At 52.3% G+C, this 18,418-nt stretch carries 19 protein-coding genes and 1 tRNA gene; 9 read left to right on the top strand and 11 right to left on the bottom strand.

Features of this window, described 5'->3' with window-relative positions; all coding sequences use genetic code 11:
- Nucleotides 1-8: 8 nt before the first annotated feature.
- Entirely contained in the window at nucleotides 9-992 is a 984-nt protein-coding gene (locus tag I2123_RS04040; protein ID WP_046051759.1) for a tyrosine-type recombinase/integrase, read from the top strand.
- Nucleotides 993-1,233: 241 nt separating this feature from the next.
- Here I2123_RS04040 and I2123_RS04045 read toward each other — a convergent pair.
- The 5 genes from I2123_RS04045 to aspA all read right to left on the bottom strand — a co-directional run bounded on the left by I2123_RS04045 (nucleotide 1,234) and on the right by aspA (nucleotide 6,898).
- Nucleotides 1,234-1,309 (bottom strand) — tRNA-Phe (locus I2123_RS04045).
- Nucleotides 1,310-1,438: 129 nt separating this feature from the next.
- Nucleotides 1,439-2,014: a division control transcriptional repressor DicD gene (gene dicD / locus I2123_RS04050; RefSeq protein ID WP_112167954.1), complete on the bottom strand. Its 576-nt coding sequence runs from the start codon at nucleotides 2,012-2,014 to the stop codon at nucleotides 1,439-1,441.
- A 60-nt stretch (nucleotides 2,015-2,074) separates the two neighbouring features.
- Nucleotides 2,075-3,820, bottom strand: a complete 1,746-nt coding sequence (locus tag I2123_RS04055; protein WP_213051839.1) for a protein-disulfide reductase DsbD — start codon at nucleotides 3,818-3,820, stop codon at nucleotides 2,075-2,077.
- Nucleotides 3,821-4,025: 205 nt separating this feature from the next.
- Nucleotides 4,026-5,327, bottom strand: coding sequence for an anaerobic C4-dicarboxylate transporter (locus tag I2123_RS04060; protein WP_112167956.1), 1,302 nt, complete (start codon nucleotides 5,325-5,327; stop codon nucleotides 4,026-4,028).
- Nucleotides 5,328-5,461: 134 nt separating this feature from the next.
- Entirely contained in the window at nucleotides 5,462-6,898 is a 1,437-nt protein-coding gene (gene aspA / locus I2123_RS04065; RefSeq protein WP_112167957.1) for an aspartate ammonia-lyase, read from the bottom strand.
- Nucleotides 6,899-7,272: 374 nt separating this feature from the next.
- Between aspA and I2123_RS04070 the strand changes: the two genes are divergently transcribed.
- From I2123_RS04070 to I2123_RS04085, 4 genes are all read left to right on the top strand, one after another.
- Nucleotides 7,273-7,764 (top strand): FxsA family protein, encoded by a 492-nt coding sequence (locus tag I2123_RS04070; RefSeq protein WP_213051840.1) that lies wholly within the window; start codon nucleotides 7,273-7,275, stop codon nucleotides 7,762-7,764.
- A 214-nt stretch (nucleotides 7,765-7,978) separates the two neighbouring features.
- The gene (locus I2123_RS04075; RefSeq protein ID WP_009636718.1) at nucleotides 7,979-8,272 is read left to right on the top strand and encodes a co-chaperone GroES; all 294 of its coding nucleotides are present in this window, start codon (nucleotides 7,979-7,981) and stop codon (nucleotides 8,270-8,272) included.
- Nucleotides 8,273-8,325: 53 nt separating this feature from the next.
- Nucleotides 8,326-9,972, top strand: a complete 1,647-nt coding sequence (gene groL, locus I2123_RS04080; RefSeq protein WP_104923553.1) for a chaperonin GroEL — start codon at nucleotides 8,326-8,328, stop codon at nucleotides 9,970-9,972.
- 300 nt (nucleotides 9,973-10,272) lie between these two features.
- Nucleotides 10,273-10,617, top strand: coding sequence for a DUF4156 domain-containing protein (locus I2123_RS04085; protein ID WP_112167975.1), 345 nt, complete (start codon nucleotides 10,273-10,275; stop codon nucleotides 10,615-10,617).
- Nucleotides 10,618-10,698: 81 nt separating this feature from the next.
- On the opposite strand, the gene epmB is transcribed toward I2123_RS04085, so the two are convergent.
- Complete coding sequence (gene epmB, locus I2123_RS04090; protein WP_213051841.1) at nucleotides 10,699-11,727, bottom strand: EF-P beta-lysylation protein EpmB; 1,029 nt, start codon at nucleotides 11,725-11,727, stop codon at nucleotides 10,699-10,701.
- A 37-nt stretch (nucleotides 11,728-11,764) separates the two neighbouring features.
- Between epmB and efp the strand changes: the two genes are divergently transcribed.
- The 3 genes from efp (at nucleotide 11,765) to I2123_RS04105 (ending at nucleotide 12,823) form a co-directional block, all read left to right on the top strand.
- Nucleotides 11,765-12,331, top strand: a complete 567-nt coding sequence (gene efp / locus I2123_RS04095) for an elongation factor P (RefSeq protein ID WP_112167960.1) — start codon at nucleotides 11,765-11,767, stop codon at nucleotides 12,329-12,331.
- 95 nt (nucleotides 12,332-12,426) lie between these two features.
- Nucleotides 12,427-12,555, top strand: coding sequence for an entericidin A/B family lipoprotein (locus I2123_RS04100; protein ID WP_112167976.1), 129 nt, complete (start codon nucleotides 12,427-12,429; stop codon nucleotides 12,553-12,555).
- A 133-nt stretch (nucleotides 12,556-12,688) separates the two neighbouring features.
- Entirely contained in the window at nucleotides 12,689-12,823 is a 135-nt protein-coding gene (locus I2123_RS04105) for an entericidin A/B family lipoprotein (RefSeq protein ID WP_014333643.1), read from the top strand.
- 89 nt (nucleotides 12,824-12,912) lie between these two features.
- Here the strand turns inward: I2123_RS04105 and blc are convergent, their stop codons facing one another.
- From blc to frdA, 5 genes are all read right to left on the bottom strand, one after another.
- Nucleotides 12,913-13,437 carry an outer membrane lipoprotein Blc gene (gene blc / locus I2123_RS04110; RefSeq protein WP_112167961.1) on the bottom strand — a complete coding sequence of 175 codons (525 nt, stop codon included), beginning with the start codon at nucleotides 13,435-13,437 and terminating at the stop codon, nucleotides 12,913-12,915.
- Between the two features lie 120 nt (nucleotides 13,438-13,557).
- A complete protein-coding gene (gene frdD / locus I2123_RS04115) occupies nucleotides 13,558-13,917 on the bottom strand; it encodes a fumarate reductase subunit FrdD (RefSeq protein ID WP_213051842.1) in 360 nt (119 codons plus the stop codon).
- Between the two features lie 9 nt (nucleotides 13,918-13,926).
- Nucleotides 13,927-14,343: a fumarate reductase subunit FrdC gene (frdC, locus tag I2123_RS04120; RefSeq protein WP_112167962.1), complete on the bottom strand. Its 417-nt coding sequence runs from the start codon at nucleotides 14,341-14,343 to the stop codon at nucleotides 13,927-13,929.
- An 11-nt stretch (nucleotides 14,344-14,354) separates the two neighbouring features.
- Complete coding sequence (locus tag I2123_RS04125) at nucleotides 14,355-15,089, bottom strand: succinate dehydrogenase/fumarate reductase iron-sulfur subunit (RefSeq protein ID WP_112167963.1); 735 nt, start codon at nucleotides 15,087-15,089, stop codon at nucleotides 14,355-14,357.
- A complete protein-coding gene (gene frdA, locus I2123_RS04130) occupies nucleotides 15,082-16,881 on the bottom strand; it encodes a fumarate reductase (quinol) flavoprotein subunit (protein WP_213051843.1) in 1,800 nt (599 codons plus the stop codon). Before frdA ends, I2123_RS04125 begins: the two co-directional genes overlap by 8 nt.
- Nucleotides 16,882-17,162: 281 nt before the next feature.
- Here frdA and epmA point away from each other — a divergent pair, with 281 nt between their 5' ends.
- The gene (gene epmA / locus I2123_RS04135) at nucleotides 17,163-18,140 is read left to right on the top strand and encodes an elongation factor P--(R)-beta-lysine ligase (RefSeq protein WP_112167966.1); all 978 of its coding nucleotides are present in this window, start codon (nucleotides 17,163-17,165) and stop codon (nucleotides 18,138-18,140) included.
- Nucleotides 18,141-18,418 lie beyond the last annotated feature (278 nt).

The raw sequence follows: 18,418 nt of genomic DNA on the forward strand, positions 1-18,418 counted from the left end.
GTTATGGCATGATGAATGTGACGTTTGAACAGTTGATGGAGCAGTATTTTTTCAGTAATTCCATTCGGCCAGCGACGGAGTGGAGTTATCGGAAAGTTGTTCGAACTTTTCAGAAGTACGCACAGCAATTGCCTAGTGATGTCAACAATACATTGGTACTTGAATGGCGTAGGCATGTTCTTAAAGAACTGAAACTGGAGGCTTGTACCTGGAACAATAAAGTCACACATATGCGGGCATTATTTAATTTTGGCATGAAGAAGGGGATATTACCCCATAAGGAAAATCCCTTTAATAAGGCGGTTGTTCGGGTTGGGAAAAAGAAGAAAAAAACGCTTTCAAAGGGGCAGGTGAATACAGTGTACCGATTGATGGATCAACACTATCAACAGGAGCGACTTTTTGCGCAATCTTATGCCATGAGCGCACGGGCCAATGCCTGTCATCCAGCCTGGTTTTGGCTGGCTGTACTGGATACGCTAAGCCATACCGGAATGCGTCAAAACCAACTTCTGCATGTACGGTTGTGTGATGTCAATCTGGAGGAGCGCTGGATCGATGTGATTTCTGAGGGTTCAAAAAATCATCGTGAATTTAAGGTCCCTATAACGTCTATTTTATATCCGCGTTTAGAAGTCATTTTGGAACGCTCATTAGCGGCGGGCGCGGAATTAGGCGATCAGCTTTTCAATGTGAACCGTTTTGACCTGAGACGAAAAGCTCAGTTTGTGCAAGGAAGTCACGACTTGAATATGGGGATCTACCCTATAAGGGCCTTCTTTCGGCGCATTTCTAAGGAGTGTCGGTTTGCTGTCAGCCCCCACCGTTTTCGGCATACGGTAGCGACCAACCTGATGAAGTCCCCAGATCGCAATATTCAGGCCGTCAAACGTCTGTTGGGGCACTCCAGCTTACGGTCTACGTTGGAGTACATTGATGAGGATATTGATGCTTTGCGTGAACTTCTGGAGCAGGAGTGGGGGAATGGGTGAGAGACTGAATGAGGTTATCCCCTTGACACAATTTGACATTCGCATACGGAAACTGTAAAAATTGTACGCGAAAAATCCCGCCTATGCGACTAGGCGGGATCATCGAGAGCCTTTTTACAACAACCGGGTAATGGTATCACTGGATGAAACCTTCCAACCACACCTTCGGTTATTGCGTGTTCTGACTCATTTCGTACCTGTCAGGTTTTCGTCCTGAAATCTTGACAAGCGCTTCTGAATATGGTGCCCGGACTCGGAATCGAACCAAGGACACGGGGATTTTCAATCCCTTGCTCTACCGACTGAGCTATCCGGGCAACGGGGCGCATTAAACCGTATTGGGCCTAAGCCGTCAACGGCTTTGTCACCTAAAACACATAAAACACGTTTGTTTGCTGGCTTTTCATTCAAAAACGAGGAAATTCCCTGTCTGAATGCTCAGAAAGTCAGGAAAGCGCGCCGTGTTCACGACAGCGTGCAACATTTAAAACGTCTTCTGCCAGCCGGCGCGCAACTTCTACGTCGTTTAGCTGGCGCTTGACCAGCAGCCTGCTCAGGCAACCTTCCAGGATCAACTCCATTTGCTGGGCCACCATCTCGGCGTCATCGGAACCCATCTCCTGCAGGAGTGCCAGCGTGTACTCATAAGATGCCAGTTTCTGCTGCTGGGCTAACTGATGGATTGGCATATCGCTGTCCGGGAAAAATGTGCACGCCGCGATAAACAGGCATCCCGGATAGCGTTGCTGACGGACCTGTTCATCGAGCACCTTGTAACGTGCCAGCAATTTCTGCGGTGCGCTCAGGGAGTCATCCAGCATCAGCTGACGACGCCAGACATCAATTTGTTCGCCGTGGTAACGCAGGCTGTCGTACAGCAGCGCTTCTGCATCCGGCCAGAAGCGGCGCAACTCATTAAGCGGAACATCCACGCGTTCGGCGACATATTCCAGTGACATGGTTGCAAGGCCACGTTGTTCCAGGATATTTAAGGTTTGATCAAGAACTTGTTCACGTAGCACGTTTGCCTCCTCACAGTTCGCGTTATTAAAACAATTCGCGTTATTCAAAACCAGTGTCGTTTAATGACGGGCTTTCTGCAAATGCGCAGTAAAAGCCGCGGCATCCATAAATCCGGTCACCCGCGACCGGGGTAACTCCTGGCCGTCAGGGCCGAAGAAGATAATTGTCGGCAATCCCAGAACTTCAAGGCGCTTTAACAATGCCTTTTGTTCCGGCGAGTTTTTGGTGACATCCGCCTGAAGCAGCAGGGTATTGGCCAGTTCATTCTGCACCTCTGGCGCAGAGAAAGTGTATTTTTCGAATTCCTTGCAGGCCACGCACCAGTCAGCATATAAGTCGAGCATCACACGTTTGCCCTGAGCACCCGTGAGTGCGTCATTCAATTCATCAACGTTGTGGATCTTCTGGAAGCTCAGCGCATGTTGTGGTGTTGCGGTATTTACAGCAGGCGCGAATGCCCAGTCCTGTAACGGACGGCTCACCACCAGTGCTGCCGCGAGGAAAATCAGCTGCAAGATTCTGACCACGCCAAGCTGACTTTTCAGGCTCAGCAGTAAAGCCCAGCCGAAGAACGCGACCCCCAGAAGGCTCCACAAACGTAGCCCCCAGACATCGCCAATCACGCGTTCCAGCAGGAATACCGGTAACGCCAGAATCACAAAGCCGAACCCTTCTTTGACGTAGCTCATCCAGGGGCCGCTGCGCGGCAGCAGTTTGTTGCCGAACATTGTCACGATAATCAGCGGGATGCCCATCCCCAGCGCATACAGATACAGCGTGCCGGCACCGGCCAGCAGGTTACCGCTCTGGGCGATGTAAAGCAGAATGGCGCTCAGCGGCGCAGTGGTGCAGGGCGAACAAATCAGCCCGGCCAGCGCACCCATAATAAAGACGCCCGGCAGCGATCCGCCTTTTTGTTCATTACTCCACAACGCCAGACGGGTCTGAACGGAAGAGGGAAGCTGCAAGCTGAACAAGCCAAACATCGACAGCGCCAGCGCGATGAACATCACCGACAGCACGATCAATACCCAGGGGCTTTGCAGCGCCGCCTGAAATTGCAAACCGGCCGCCGCCACGATCATACCGAGAACGGTGTAGGTCAGCGCCATACCCTGTACATACACCAGCGACAGCAGGAAAATTCGCTTCATGCTGTGCGGTCGCTGGCGGCCAAGAATGATGCCGGAAATCAGCGGATACATCGGTAATACGCAAGGGGTAAACGCAATACCGATACCGATCAGCAATGCCCACAATGGCGAGAAGGGGAGCGGCGTACTTTGCGGGGCGGGCGTGGCGTCGACAGATGTAATCCGTCCAGGAGCAGGATCCGCCACTGGCGAGCCCGTTGGCTGCGCATCGGTCACCGCGCTGAGCGGGACTTCGTGGGTTTCCGGGGGATAACAGAATCCGGCGGCGGCGCACCCCTGATAGGTCACACGCACCGTGGCATCCTGGCTTGCCTGACGTACAGGAACAGTGATGCGCAGGGCATTTTCGTAGACTTCGCTGTCGCCGAAAAACTCATCATGATGTTCGCGGCCTTTTGGCAGTAAGAATGCCGCCAGTTCGGCGTTCTTAGGTTCGAGCTCGATTTTGCTGCGATAAAGATAATAGCCGTCGCGGATTTGCCAGTTCAGTTTGAGGTCATGTCCCTGCTGCTGGAAATCAAAGCTGAACGCCTGATCGACGGGGACAAACTGCTGCGCAGCGGGTTGGCTAAAGAGCGATGCCTGAGCCTGAAGCGGCAACAGGCACAAGCTGAACAGCAGGAAGAAAATACGAAGAATTCGGTGATCCATGCAGAGTTTACTTCTCTTTGTCGCGGCGAAGGCAGACAGCCGCTGAATGATTCGACAGAAGATGCGGACGGCTTCATGCCGTAACGCGTTAAGGAGTTGAGAGTATACCCTGCGTAATCGTTGCGCAGAAAGTCTTGCGGGACTTTTACAAAAGTCAGTAAAGGAGAAGGCTGATATCACGGGGGCCGCAGCCCCCGGAAAAATGTCAGAGAATGAAACTGCCCAGACCGAAGGCAAACAGAACTGACAGGAAAACGCCGACGGTGCCGGGAATAAAGAACGGATGGTTGAACACGAAGCGGCCGATGCGGGTCGTACCGGTATCATCCATCTGAACCGCTGCGACCAGCGTCGGGTAGGTCGGCAGAATGAAGAGGCCGGAGACGGCGGCAAATGAACCCACGGCAGTCAGCGGAGAAACGCTCAGCGCCAGCGCCATCGGCAACAGGGCTTTTGTCGTTGCCGCCTGGGAATACAACAGTGCAGAACTGAAGAAGAAAATTACCGCCAGCAACCAGGGGTGCGACTGAATAATGCTGCCCGCTGTTTCTTTAATCCAGCCGATATTGGCCTGCACGAAGGTATCGCCTAACCACGCCACGCCGAGGATACAAATACAGGCGCTCATGCCCGCTTTGAACGTACCGGAGGTCAGAATCGAATCCGTATCAACGCGGCATAGCAGGGTAATTAACGTCGCCACGCTGAGCATGATAATGAGGATCGCGCTGGTAGTCGTCATCAGCGGCGTAGCCACCAGCCCGAGACTCGGACTGTTGATCACCGCATACCCGACCACCGATAACACGCCGAGCAGGAATAACAGCACGGAGAGTTTTGCGCGCGGTTTGATGTCGATAACGGTATCGCCTCGCAGCGTCACAAGACCTTCTTCGTAACGTTTCAGATAGACCGGATCGTTAGAGAGTTTGGAGTCAAAGCACCAGGTCACCATCAAAGACATCACGATAACGGCCGCCAGCGTGGAAGGGATCATTACCATCAACAGATGCAGATAGCTGACACCGTGATCTTCCATCACTGATGACATATAAACCACCGCTGCCGAAATTGGCGACGCGGTAATAGCAATTTGCGCTGCGACCACGGCGGTGGATAACGGACGGCAGGGCTTGATGCCTTGCTCTTTGGCGACTTCAGAAATCACCGGTAACGCCGACAGTGAGATGTTGCCCGTTCCCGCGAGGATGGTCAGGAAGTAAGTCACTATGGGAGCTAGAATAGTGATGTGCTTCGGATTGCGCCGCAGCAGCTTTTCGGTTTGCTGGACCAGATAATCCATCCCGCCGGCGACCTGCATGGTCGAGATGGCGGCGATCACAGCCATAATGATGGAAATGACGTCGAAAGGAATCGACCCTGGCTTCACGCCGATCATGGCGAGTACCAGTACGCCCAATCCGCCTGCGAAACCAATCCCGATACCGCCTAAGCGCGCGCCGAGAAAGATCGCTAACAATACGATAATAAGTTCGATGATTAACATGGTTGTCTGTCCATTTCCCAGTACTCCTTAAGGAATTGATAATTATTTGTTATGTAATTGTTGTGTCGTACAAAGTAAAAAGGCCCGCTGTTCCGCAGAACAACGAGCCTTTAAAAGGTCAGTAATGGAGTCTGTTACTGTTCATTTTCATCCGTGTAGCGTTTTGCTTTATATGCCGGGTGTTTAAGATTTTCGATCGAGAAAATATCGTCGAGCTCTGCTGCGGTCAGCAGACCACGTTCAAGCACCACTTCCCTGACACTCTTGCCGGTTTCTGCACAAATCTTACCGACGATATCGCCATTGTGGTGGCCGATGAACGGATTGAGATAGGTGACGATACCGATAGAGTTGAATACATAAAACTCACACACTTCTTTATTTGCGGTAATGCCGTTGATGCATTTTTCCAGCAGATTGTAACAAGCGTTCGTCAGGATATGAACTGATTCAAACATTGCCTGCCCGATAACCGGTTCCATCACGTTCAGCTGAAGCTGACCGGCCTCTGCCGCCATCGTCACGCACACGTCGTTGCCGATCACTTTGAAGCAAACCTGATTCACCACTTCCGGAATGACCGGATTGACCTTGGCGGGCATAATCGAAGAACCGGCCTGTAACTCTGGCAGATTGATTTCATTCAGGCCAGCGCGCGGGCCGGAGGAGAGCAGGCGCAGGTCGTTACAGATTTTAGAAAGCTTTACCGCCAGACGTTTCAGCGAGCTATGAACCATGACGTATGCGCCACAGTCAGAGGTCGCTTCGATCAGGTCTTCGGCCGGAACGCACGGGAGATTGCTGACTTCCGCCAGCTTTTCTACCGCCAGTTGCTGATAACCTTCCGGCGTATTCAGACGGGTACCGATCGCCGTCGCGCCGAGGTTCACTTCCAGCAGCAGTTCGCCGGTGCGGATCAGGTTGCGGGTTTCTTCTTTGAGCAGCACGTTGAACGCGTGGAATTCCTGACCCAGCGTCATCGGAACCGCATCCTGCAACTGCGTGCGCCCCATCTTGATAATGTTCTCGAATTCTTTGGCTTTACGCTCGAAGCCGTCACCCAGTTGGGAAATGGCATCGACCAGCTTCAGCAGTGAGGCATACACGGCGATACGAAAACCTGTCGGGTAGGCATCGTTGGTTGACTGGCATTTGTTGAGGTGATCGTTTGGATTGAGGAACTGATAATCGCCTTTCTGGTGTCCCATCAGTTCAAGACCGATGTTCGCCAGCACTTCATTCGTGTTCATATTTACCGAGGTTCCCGCGCCGCCCTGATAGACGTCGATAGGGAACTGGTCCATGCACTTACCTTTATCAAGCACTTCGTCACACGCCTGAATGATAATGTCAGCAATATGGCGTGGGATCGTGCGCAGCTCTTTGTTGGCCAGAGCCGCCGCTTTTTTCACCATCACCATGCCACGGACAAATTCAGGAACATCGCTGATCTTGGTATTGCTGATATAGAAGTTTTCAATCGCCCGCAGGGTATGAATGCCGTAATAAGCGTCTGCTGGTACTTCGCGCGTGCCCAGCAGGTCTTCCTCGATACGAATGGTGTTTGACATGAGAACCTTCTCTTCGGTACTAAACGCGTTATGCGATGTTTAAAATTATGTTACTTACCGTGGTAAATTTAAAACGATCAACCATCGTTTGGACAACGAAGGCGATCATATGCTGCTTGCAACGAATTGCACGTATTAAGATCACTATCCTGCCCTCTTGTTGTGCATGTATTTTGGTATCTGTGAGAATTCTCACAAATCATTTATCTGCTCAATTAAATCAGGACTGGCGCTTGAAATCATTGAGATGTAGCACCATCTCATTGTAGTCAGCCCGCGTGCCTTTGATGGCAGAGATCTTGAGCGGGCCCTCATTCATGGTGTCGGAATGTCCTAAGACTGGATTTCCGGAACCTTATTACAAGGAGAATGCGGTGCGCTGGTTACCGTTATTACTGTTATTTTTGCTGGCCTACATTGAAATCACCCTATTTATCAAGGTGGCGGAAGTGGTCGGCGTAGCGACAACATTGTTGCTGGTCGTGTTTACTTCCTGCGTGGGCGTGTCTTTGGTGAAAAATCAGGGCATGAAGACCTTTATGCAGTTACAAGAAAAACTGGCGCTGGGCGAAAGCCCGGCGGCGGAAATGGTGAAAAGCGTCTCACTGGTGATGGCCGGTTTCCTGCTGCTGGTGCCGGGCTTCTTTACCGATTTCCTCGGATTGCTGCTTTTACTGCCGCCTGTTCAGAAACGCCTGACGCTCAAACTGATGCCTCACCTCAATATCGTCCGCTCCGGCGGCAACTGGGGTAACAGCGCACCGACAGGCAATACCTTTGACGGCGAGTTCAAGCGCACCGATGAAACCCAGGAACGTCTGGTTTCTCTGAAAAAAGATGACGACACAGAGCACCGCGATCGCTAATCTCTGTGCCCTTGATTGTTAAAAAATTGTTGGGAAGACCGTTTTTTGCCAGGTTGAAAGGCGACAATGTGAAGGAAAAAACGAAAATTTTTTCTGTGCTTCCCCTTGAAGGGCGATGTATCGCCCCCATTAAACAAACCACGAGGCCGGGCAGCATACTGTCAGGCATTCAACCCTAAAAATAGATATGGATCCGCTCACAGGAGAGTTATCAATGAAAATTCGTCCATTGCATGACCGCGTTATCGTCAAGCGTAAAGAAGTAGAATCTAAATCCGCTGGCGGCATCGTTTTGACTGGCTCAGCTGCAGGTAAATCTACCCGTGGTGAAATCCTGGCTGTCGGCCATGGTCGCATTCTGGAAAACGGTGAAGTGAAAGCGCTGGACGTGAAAGTTGGCGACATCGTCATTTTCAACGACGGCTACGGCGTGAAAGCTGAGAAAATCGACAATGAAGAAGTGTTGATTATGTCCGAGAGCGACATCCTGGCAATCGTAGAAGCCTGATCCTCCTCCGACCCACTTTTTTCTGAACTGAATGAATTGAAGGGAAATTAACAATGGCAGCTAAAGAAGTTAAATTCGGTAATGACGCCCGTGTGAAAATGCTGCGTGGCGTAAACATCCTTGCTGATGCAGTAAAAGTGACCCTGGGCCCTAAAGGCCGCAACGTGGTTTTGGACAAATCTTTCGGCGCTCCAACCATCACTAAAGATGGTGTGTCCGTTGCACGTGAAATCGAACTGGAAGATAAGTTCGAAAACATGGGTGCACAGATGGTGAAAGAAGTCGCGTCCAAAGCGAACGATGCAGCGGGTGACGGTACCACTACCGCAACCGTTCTGGCACAAGCCATCATCACCGAGGGTCTGAAAGCCGTTGCCGCTGGCATGAACCCAATGGATCTGAAACGCGGGATCGACAAAGCTGTTATCCACGCCGTTGAAGAACTGAAAAAACTGTCTGTCCCTTGCTCTGATTCTAAAGCGATTGCACAGGTAGGTACCATCTCTGCTAACTCCGATGAAACCGTCGGTAAACTGATCGCAGAAGCGATGGAAAAAGTCGGCAAAGAAGGCGTCATCACTGTTGAAGAAGGCACCGGTCTGCAAGACGAGCTGGACGTTGTAGAAGGTATGCAGTTCGACCGCGGTTACCTGTCTCCGTACTTCATCAACAAACCAGAAACCGGTTCAATCGAACTGGAAAGCCCGTTCATTCTGCTGGCTGACAAAAAGATTTCTAACATCCGCGAAATGCTGCCAGTACTGGAAGCCGTTGCGAAAGCGGGCAAACCACTGCTGATCATTGCTGAAGACGTTGAAGGCGAAGCCCTGGCGACTCTGGTTGTGAACACCATGCGTGGCATCGTGAAAGTCGCTGCGGTTAAAGCACCTGGTTTCGGTGACCGTCGTAAAGCGATGTTGCAGGATATCGCAACCCTGACTGGCGGTACCGTTATCTCTGAAGAGATCGGTCTGGAGCTGGAAAAAGCGACTCTGGAAGACATGGGTCAGGCTAAGCGTGTTGTTATCAACAAAGACACCACCATCATCATCGACGGTGTTGGCGAAGAAGCGACCATTCAGGGCCGTGTTTCCCAGATTCGTCAGCAAATCGAAGAAGCGACCTCTGATTACGATCGCGAAAAACTGCAAGAGCGTGTGGCTAAACTGGCAGGCGGCGTAGCCGTTCTGAAAGTTGGCGCAGCAACTGAAGTTGAAATGAAAGAGAAGAAAGCCCGCGTCGAAGATGCGTTGCACGCAACCCGTGCTGCCGTTGAAGAAGGCGTGGTTGCTGGTGGTGGTGTTGCGCTGATCCGCGTTGCTCACACTCTGGCTGGCCTGAAAGGCGACAACGAAGACCAGAACGTGGGTATCCGTGTTGCTCTGCGCGCGATGGAATCTCCACTGCGTCAGATCGTGGTTAACGCCGGTGAAGAAGCCTCCGTTATCGCGAACAAAGTCAAAGCGGGCGAAGGCAGCTTCGGCTACAACGCTTATACCGAAGAATACGGCGACATGATCGCAATGGGTATCCTGGATCCAACTAAGGTAACCCGTTCTGCTCTGCAATACGCATCTTCTGTTGCTGGCCTGATGATCACCACTGAGTGCATGATCACCGACCTGCCAAAAGATGATAAAGGCGATATGGGCGGCGCTGGCGGTATGGGTGGAATGGGCGGCATGGGCGGCATGATGTAATCATTATCCCCCTGCGTTCATCCGCAGGTACGTGAAATCAGCAGGCATTTTGTTTACTGATGAACGTGCTGAAGAAACCCGGTCTGAAAAGGCCGGGTTTTTTTATTTGACCATTTTTTATCGCATTCAGTAAGATAAGTCTCAATGTCTTCCACCTTTAGCGTGTAGACTCATTTCTGCGTGGGTTTCGGATTTTTACCGATAGCGCGGAACCTTGGGTATACGTGGCAACGGATGCCTAAGAGAGCCAGGTGTTTTCTGATAGGCTTTATGTGATTACAAAAACAAATGGGGAAAGTGATGCGGATTAAAATGTTACTGGGCCTGTCAGCTATCGCGCTGCTTGCCGGGTGCAGTACCACTCATCAACTGGATGCAGCGGGCCAGCAGGTGAAATTCACCGACGACAAGCCAGCCGCTGAATGTCAGCTGCTCGGCCAGGTCACCGGTGCCCAAAGCAACTGGTTCTCCGGTACCGGCGGCGACGGCAGCTCCATGCGTGGTGCAGCCAACGACCTGCGTAACAAAGCGGCAGCGATGGGCGGCAACACCATTTATGGTGCCAACAGCCCGTCTCAGAACTTCCTGTCCAGCTTTGCACCGGTTGACAGCAAAATGGTCGGCCAGGTTTATAAGTGCCCATAATCGGGCCCCGCGCGGTTTAACCGTGTAGAAATGATAAAGGGATGCCAATGGCATCCCTTTTTGCATCTGCAATCTGCACCTTTACGACTGCTTCAGCCGTAAATCCAGAATTGTTTTACTCGGCTCACCGCCAATTTCGCGGGTCAGTTTCGGCACCATATAGCCCGACACCTTGCTCATCAGCGCTTTCATAATGACGCGCGCTTCATCGTCGCTCACCATGAAATGGGCCGCGCCCTGCACTTTATCCAGCACGTGAATGTAATAGGGCAGAATACCGGCGTCGAACAGCGCATTGCTGAGCGCTGCCAGCACATCAGCAGAGTCATTCACATCACGCAGTAATACGCTTTGATTGAGCAACGTCACACCGTGCTTTTTCAGCTTTGCCATACTGTCGCGTAATGCGTCATCAATTTCGTTGGCGTGATTGATGTGCGTCACCATCAGTACCTGCAAACGCGACTGCTCAAGGCGTTGGCAAAGGGCATCCGTGATGCGGGCAGGGATCACCACCGGTAAACGGGTATGGATGCGCAAACGCTTAATGTGCGCGATACCTTCGAGTTCACCGATGAGCCAGTCGAGCTCGTGATCTTTGGCCATCAGCGGATCGCCACCGGAGAAAATAATTTCATCGAGTTCGGGACGTGTACGGATATAATCCAGCGCCTGAACCCAGTTGGCCTTATTTCCCTGGTTGTCCTGATACGGAAAATGACGGCGGAAACAGTAGCGGCAGTTCACCGCACAGCCGCCTTTCACCAGTAACAGGGCACGATTGTTATACTTGTGCAACAGGCCCGGAACGACGCTGCGTTGTTCATCAAGCGGGTCAGTGGTAAAACCCGGCGCGGCGATGAATTCTTCGCGCGCGGTTAATACCTGAAGCAATAAAGGATCCTGCGGATCGCCCGGCTGCATACGTGCCACAAAGGCGCGGGGCACGCGAAGCGGGAACAAACGACGGGCCTCACGCCCACTTTGCAATTCTGCATTGTCGTTAAGTGCCAGAAGAGTAAGCAGTTCATCGGGGTCAGTGATAACATCGCCGAGTTGATACAACCAATCTTCTCTAAATGGCGTTTTTAGGGTTACAATGTTTGCCATTTTTTGGCTAATACCAGTTTAAAATTAGAGGGCCATCATGGCGACTTATTCTAGCAACGATTTCCGTCCGGGTCTTAAAATCATGTTCGAAAGCGAGCCTTACGCGATCGAAGACAGTGTGTTCGTAAAACCGGGCAAAGGTCAGGCTTTCGCACGCGTGAAAATGCGTCGTCTGCTGACCGGCACACGTGTAGAAAAAACCTTCAAATCTACTGACTCCTGCGAAGGCGCGGACGTTGTAGATACCAACATGACTTACCTGTACAACGACGGTGAGTTCTACCATTTCATGCACCCTGAGACTTTCGAGCAGCACGGCGTTGAAGCAAAAACCGTGTCCGAAGCGTCCAAATGGCTGCAAGACAATGCGGAATGTATCGTGACACTGTGGGACGGTCGTCCTATCGCTGTACAGCCACCGAACTTCATCGAAGCAGAAGTGGTAGAAACCGATCCAGGCCTGAAAGGTGATACTGCGGGTACCGGCGGTAAGCCAGCCACCCTGAGCACCGGCGCTGTGGTTAAAGTTCCATTATTCGTACAGATCGGCGAAATCGTCCGTTGTGACACCCGTTCTGGCGAATACGTTTCCCGCGTTAAATAAGTTTTCGTCACTTATTCCGCTGGATGAAAGCTGCCTCAGGTGAGAGCCTGTCGCAGCTTTACGGCCTCAACCTGTTGAATAGGATTTTGTTTTTCATGTTGAAAAAGATCATGCTTATCGTGGTTTCAGTGACTGTGCTGGCTTCGTTATCCGGCTGCAATACGGTTCACGGTTTTGGTGAAGACATCCAGCATCTGGGTGGAGCGATTTCACGCGCGGGCTGATCCCTTCAGCCTTGTTGTCCCTTTTTTCCAGCTTCCAACTTTCCTAAAAACCTTCCTGATTTCCTGCATTCCTGAAAAGTTAACTACACTTAATGTGTTGTACTTTACATTCTCCTATAGGAAGGAAATTCATATGCTGAAGAAAAGTATCCTCGCCATCTTATCTGTTCTTGTTTTGTCTTCTGCGTTAACCGCCTGCAATACCACGCGCGGCGTCGGTGAAGACGTTTCTGCCGGTGGCCAGGCCATTCAGAAAAGTGCGCAATAATTTGGCGTGAACGTCATTCATGACAAGAAGTAAACTGAAGTCTGCCTGCACATTGATGCAGGCAGTGTTGTTTCTGGAGGGTGGAAAATTTAAGGCTGTTTAACCCAGACGAGTTTGCTGGTATCAAAACCGTACTGTTGCGCGGTTTGCAGCAACTTCTGTTTCACACCGTCGTCCAGCGTAGGGGTACGTGAAAGGATCCACAGATAGCTTTTATCCGGGCCACACACCAGCGCATAGCGATAGTCTTTATCGAGCTCGATGACGTTATAGCCGCCATAGAACGGGCCGAAGAAGGACACTTTGAGCGCCGCTCGCGCCGTTGAACCGGTGAAGTAACCTTTACCTTCACTTTCCTGCCATTTATTTTTCTTCGGATTAAATCCGCGGTTGATGACTTTCACACCGCCGTCGCCGCGCAGGCTGTAATTTGCCGTCACGCGCTCAAGCCCGCTTTCAAAGCTGTGATCGAGTCTGGCGACTTCATACCAGGTGCCGAGATAACGGTTGAGTTCGAAATTATTGACGACTTTGACGTCTTTCGGCGGAGTCACGCTGCAAGCGACGGATAAAAGTGCCGTGACGATAACACCGAGTTTTGACCAGATACGCATAGTTGTTCCTTCCTTAGGTAATCACCTAAGTGTAGGTAACAATAGAGAAAAAAGAAAAGAGAGTGGGGGAATATATCAGCGACCCGAAAGCGGGCCGCTGAAAGGCAAGATCGCGGCGGATCAGAGGCGGATCAATACGATAATCGTGACGATGCTTAAGATCGTCGCCAGACCGTAGAACACCCATTTACCGGCCGGAACGTGGATCTTCAGGTCGTGCATGGCGTGATGGATCCGGTGCAAACCGCACCACAATGGCAGAACGATCATCAGCAGCAGGAACAGACGCCCAATCCAACTCTGTGCGAAAGCCAGCACGCGTGGGTAACTCAGTGCATCACCAGGGAAGAATCCCAGCGGCAGCAGAAAGCACACCAGCAAAATCGTCACCGGCGCGAAAATCGCGCTCCACATACCACCGGCACCGAACAGCCCCCAAAACACCGGTTCATCTGAACGTTTAGGCAGAGTATTTTTCATTTCGCCTCCTCAAAGAAACAGTGCAATGGCAAGGATCACCAGCGTCACAACCACGGTCACGCCCCAAAAACCGGCAATGATCGGCTCAGGTCCCATCTTCCTGTCTTTCACAATGATGATGGAGGCCTTCGGCGCCAGCTCGAACCAGGTTTTGGTGTGCAACAAGGCGGCAAGCAGGGCAATCAGATTGATTAGCATCACGATCGGATTTTGCAGGAAATTCACAAAACCCTCCCAGCTTTCCGGTCCATGCCGCAGTGAGAACAGACCCGCCAGCAATAACAGGCTGAACCAGACGGCGGGCACTGACGTCCCTTCGCGCAGCATATAGAAACGGTAGAAAGGCAGCCGTTGCCACCAGCTGGCCTTCATTTCACGCACATAGGGTTTGCGTTTACTGGCTGTGCGCTGATTTTGAGTGGTCATATTTTCCTCCCTCATTGCGGTCTCAGCCTCGCTATCATGAAGTCTTTTGAGCTTTCGACTTTGCCCTGCTGGATAGCCGCGGCCGGGTCGACGTGCTTAGGACAGACTTCTGAGCAATAACCGACGAACGTGCAGCTCCAGACGCCGTTCTGGCCGTTAAGCTGCGGCATACGCTGCGCTTTACCCTGGTCACGGTTGTCGAGATTGTAACGATGCGCCAGCGTGATGGCGGCCGGGCCGATGAATTCAGGATTCAGGCCGAACTGCGGACAGGCGGCGTAGCACAGGCCGCAGTTGATACAGCCGGAGAACTGATGGTATTTCTCCATTTGCGCCGGTGTCTGATTGCCCGGCCCCTGATCGACGGTACGTTGATTACCAATGATGTAAGGCTTAATGGCTTCCAGGCTTTCGATAAAGTGTGTCATATCGACCACCAGGTCGCGTTCCACCGGGAAGTTACCCAGCGCTTCGATCTGCATGCCTTGCGGATACTCGCGCAGGAACGTTTTGCAGGCCAGCTTCGGCACGCGGTTGATCATCATGCCGCAGGAACCGCAAATCGCCATACGGCACGACCAGCGGTAAGAAAGATCTGGCGCCAGATGATCCTTGATATAACCGAGGGCATCGAGAACGGAGGTTGTCTCATCGTAGGGGACGTCATAAACCACCGGATGCGGCGCACTGTCCGTCTCCGGGTTATAACGCATGATTTCAACCTTCAGGCTGTGCGTTTTAGCCACGGGATTGCTCCTTATCTTTTTTATCCTGAGTTTCACCTGCACTACCGTAAACGCGCTTAGCCGGCGGCAGCGTGGTGATTTTCACATCGCCATATTCCAGACGCGGCGCAGAATCAGGCTGATAAAATGCCAGCGTGTGCTTAAGGAAATTGACGTCATCGCGTTCGGTGCAGCCTTCGTCCAGACGCTGATGCGCACCGCGTGATTCACGGCGATTGAATGCGGAATGCGCCATACATTCGGCAACTTCCAGACCGTGACCCAGTTCGATGGTGTAAAGCAGATCGGTGTTGAACACGCTGGAGGTATCGTTGATTTTCACGCGTTTAAAGCGCTCTTTCAGCTCCGCCAGCTTATCGATGGTTTTTTGCATCAGTTCCGTGGTGCGATAAATCCCGCAGCCTTCTTCCATCGCCAGACCCATTTCGTCGCGGATAGCGGCCCAGCTTTCATCACCTTCCTGCTGCATGAGCGCCGACAGGCGGTTTTCAATGTCCTGAACCTGTGCGTCCAGTGCGGCAGCATTGCCGAAATCTGTCACCTGTGCTGCGCGTAATGCGGCCTGTTCACCGGCCATGCGTCCGAAGACCACCAGTTCTGCCAGCGAGTTGGAACCCAGACGGTTAGCACCGTGCAAACCGACCGAAGAACATTCGCCGACGGCAAACAGCCCTTTAATGCGGGTTTCGCACTGCCCGTCGGTTTCGATACCGCCCATCGTGTAGTGCGCGGTAGGGCGCACCGGGATCGGATCAGTGATCGGATCTACGCCGACGTAGGCTTTCGCCAGTTCGCAGATAAACGGCAGACGTTCGCGTAATTTTTTCTCGCCGAGATGGCGCAGATCCAGGTAGACCACGTCGCCGCGCGGAGTTTCGACAGTGCGTCCGGCGCGCCATTCGTGCCAGAACGCCTGCGAAACCTTGTCGCGCGGGCCGAGTTCCATGTATTTATTTTTCGGTTCGCCGAGCGGCGTTTCCGGCCCCATGCCGTAGTCTTGCAGATAACGGTAGCCGTCTTTGTTCACCAGAATACCGCCTTCACCGCGACAGCCTTCTGTCATCAGGATGCCGGAACCCGGCAGGCCGGTCGGGTGATATTGCACGAATTCCATATCACGCAGCGGAACGCCGTGACGGAACGCCATTCCCATCCCATCGCCAGTCACGATACCGCCATTGGTGTTATAGCGGTAGACACGGCCTGCACCGCCGGTCGCCATCACGACGGCGTTAGCGCGGATCTGCACGCGGGTGCCTTCCATCATATTGATGGCGACCACGCCGCGAACCTGACCGTCATCGACCAGAATATCGAGGACGAAATGCTCGTCGAAGCGTTTAATTTGTGGGTATTTCAAAGAGGTCTGGAACAGCGTGTGCAGCATGTGGAAGCCGGTTTTGTCGGCGGCAAACCAGGTGCGTTCGATCTTCATGCCGCCAAAGCGGCGGACGTTGACCGAGCCGTCCTCTTTGCGGCTCCACGGGCAGCCCCAGATTTCCAGCTGAGCCATTTCAGTCGGGCACTGATGAACGAAATGATCTACCACGTCTTGTTCACACAGCCAGTCGCCTCCGGAAACGGTATCCTGGAAGTGAAAATCAAAGCTGTCGTGATCCTGCGTTACAGCAGCAGAACCGCCTTCGGCTGCCACAGTATGGCTGCGCATTGGGTACACTTTCGAAATCAATGCGATGTTCAGGTCAGGATTGGCTTCCGCTGCGGCTATAGCTGCGCGTAAACCCGCCCCACCTGCACCTATAATTGCTATATCGGCGTTAAAGGTTTGCACTGCATTCCTCCACTATCATCATGAAATCGGGTTTGATACACCCGCGAAACACCTTCGGAATCGAAGGTTTAGTGAACCCTGATGACATACAGGCGCTGTCCCAGAGGGTAATATTCTTATTGTTTGTAAGGGAATTATTATACCTAAGTGGTAGAAGTGGTAATTTGATGTGAACGCGCATTTCGGCTTTATCTGCGTCAGGGTTCGCAAAATGAGATATTTGTTTGCCCGTGGGGATGCGGGTAGACTGCATGACTTTTCTGAATTCGGAGTAAATCACCATGAGCGAAACAGCCAGCTGGCAACCCAGCGCTTCTGTCGCCAATCTGCTGAAGCGCGCTGCCATTCTTACTGAAATCCGACGTTTCTTTGGCGATCGCGGCGTGTTGGAAGTTGAAACGCCAGCCATGAGCCAGGCCACGGTGACCGATATTCATCTGGTGCCCTTCGAGACCCGTTTTGTCGGGCCGGGTGCCGCCGATGGCATGACGCTGTATCTGATGACCAGCCCGGAATACCACATGAAACGCCTGCTGGCAGCGGGCAGCGGTCCTATCTATCAGATGGGTCGCAGTTTCCGTAATGAAGAAGCCGGTATCCATCACAATCCTGAATTCACCATGCTCGAGTGGTACCGTCCGCGTTATGACATGTACCGCCTGATGAATGAAGTGGATGATTTACTGCAACAGGTGCTTGATTGTGCCAGCGGCGAAAAGCTTTCATATCAGCAGGCGTTTACTCGTCACCTGAATATCGATCCGCTTTCCGCCGATAAAGCAGAACTGCGCGAAGCAGCGGCAAAACTGGATCTGTCCAATATTGCCGACACCGAAGAAGACCGCGACACGCTGTTACAGCTGCTGTTCACTATGGGCGTTGAACCGCATATTGGCCGCGATAAACCGGCATTCGTTTACCACTTCCCGGCGTCGCAGGCATCTCTGGCGGAAATCAGCACTGAGGATCATCGCGTGGCTGAACGTTTCGAGGTGTATTACAAAGGCATCGAGCTGGCGAACGGTTTTCGCGAGCTGACCGACAGCCGCGAGCAGCGTCAGCGTTTCGAGCAGGACAACCGCAAACGTGCGGCGCGCGGTCTGCCGCAGCATCCTGTCGATAACAATTTGCTGGCGGCGCTGGAACACGGCATGCCCGAATGTTCAGGTGTGGCGCTGGGCGTTGACCGCCTGATTATGATTGCGCTGAATGCCAACAGCCTGAGCGACGTGCTGGCCTTCCCGGTCACGCGCGCCTGACATCCACAACGCTTTCCTGTTAGCCCCGATTGCTGGTCGGGGCGTCTTTCTGATTCCCCCTTTCTTTCCCGCCTCCTGCCCTTTTATTGTGCAAAAACACTATTACGGCGCATTCCATGAAACAAAAGTACCCAAATGGCGTAGCGATGATTTTAAAGTTTCAGTGAGCACGGTTTTCTGCAATCCGCTCAAATCGGGCACTGCGCTGTGTTTAAGGCAAATTATTTCGCCGCTGGCCTGCTTTATGCATAACAGGGTTATCACTCATTTTCCCGGAA

The organism is Rahnella inusitata (assembly GCF_018288855.1).
GTDB classification, from domain to species: domain Bacteria; phylum Pseudomonadota; class Gammaproteobacteria; order Enterobacterales; family Enterobacteriaceae; genus Rahnella; species Rahnella inusitata.

Bases quoted from the DNA above. Each gene is read 5' to 3' on its own strand.
- I2123_RS04040 (WP_046051759.1), top strand. From the start codon at position 9: ATGATGAATGTGACGTTTGAACAGTTGATGGAGCAGTATTTTTTCAGT.
- I2123_RS04055 (WP_213051839.1), bottom strand. From the start codon at position 3,820: ATGGATCACCGAATTCTTCGTATTTTCTTCCTGCTGTTCAGCTTGTGC.
- I2123_RS04060 (WP_112167956.1), bottom strand. From the start codon at position 5,327: ATGTTAATCATCGAACTTATTATCGTATTGTTAGCGATCTTTCTCGGC.
- aspA (WP_112167957.1), bottom strand. From the start codon at position 6,898: ATGTCAAACACCATTCGTATCGAGGAAGACCTGCTGGGCACGCGCGAA.
- I2123_RS04075 (WP_009636718.1), top strand. From the start codon at position 7,979: ATGAAAATTCGTCCATTGCATGACCGCGTTATCGTCAAGCGTAAAGAA.
- groL (WP_104923553.1), top strand. From the start codon at position 8,326: ATGGCAGCTAAAGAAGTTAAATTCGGTAATGACGCCCGTGTGAAAATG.
- I2123_RS04085 (WP_112167975.1), top strand. From the start codon at position 10,273: ATGCGGATTAAAATGTTACTGGGCCTGTCAGCTATCGCGCTGCTTGCC.
- epmB (WP_213051841.1), bottom strand. From the start codon at position 11,727: ATGGCAAACATTGTAACCCTAAAAACGCCATTTAGAGAAGATTGGTTG.
- efp (WP_112167960.1), top strand. From the start codon at position 11,765: ATGGCGACTTATTCTAGCAACGATTTCCGTCCGGGTCTTAAAATCATG.
- I2123_RS04100 (WP_112167976.1), top strand. From the start codon at position 12,427: ATGTTGAAAAAGATCATGCTTATCGTGGTTTCAGTGACTGTGCTGGCT.
- I2123_RS04105 (WP_014333643.1), top strand. From the start codon at position 12,689: ATGCTGAAGAAAAGTATCCTCGCCATCTTATCTGTTCTTGTTTTGTCT.
- blc (WP_112167961.1), bottom strand. From the start codon at position 13,437: ATGCGTATCTGGTCAAAACTCGGTGTTATCGTCACGGCACTTTTATCC.
- frdD (WP_213051842.1), bottom strand. From the start codon at position 13,917: ATGAAAAATACTCTGCCTAAACGTTCAGATGAACCGGTGTTTTGGGGG.
- frdC (WP_112167962.1), bottom strand. From the start codon at position 14,343: ATGACCACTCAAAATCAGCGCACAGCCAGTAAACGCAAACCCTATGTG.
- epmA (WP_112167966.1), top strand. From the start codon at position 17,163: ATGAGCGAAACAGCCAGCTGGCAACCCAGCGCTTCTGTCGCCAATCTG.